Raw genomic sequence first — 252 nt, 5'->3', positions numbered from 1 at the left:
GCGCGTTAAGGTTAAGATTACCACCAACAGCCGTGACGATCAAAAGCGCGCTGACGACTTGGTCAATCGCAAATTTAATGCCCACCGCCCTAACCAGCTATGGGTGGCTGACTTTACCTATATAAAGACAACAAGCGGCTGGGTCTATACCTCTTTTATTATTGATGTGTTTGCCAGCGCTATTGTGGGCTGTAAAGTCTCTAATCGCATGAACACGGATATGGTTATGGCGGCGTTAAATCAAGAGATAGC

At 46.4% G+C, this 252-nt stretch carries 1 protein-coding gene; it reads left to right on the top strand.

What is annotated here, in order from left to right:
* The coding region (locus AAEY78_RS14140; protein ID WP_352340035.1) for a DDE-type integrase/transposase/recombinase at positions 1 to 252 on the top strand (252 nt) is incomplete at both ends.

The organism is Psychrobacter sp. 16-MNA-CIBAN-0192, assembly GCF_040309565.1.
In the GTDB taxonomy this organism is placed as follows: domain Bacteria; phylum Pseudomonadota; class Gammaproteobacteria; order Pseudomonadales; family Moraxellaceae; genus Psychrobacter.
The sequence above is the reverse complement of the archived record's forward strand: the minus strand, read 5'-3'. Positions and strand labels throughout refer to the sequence as shown.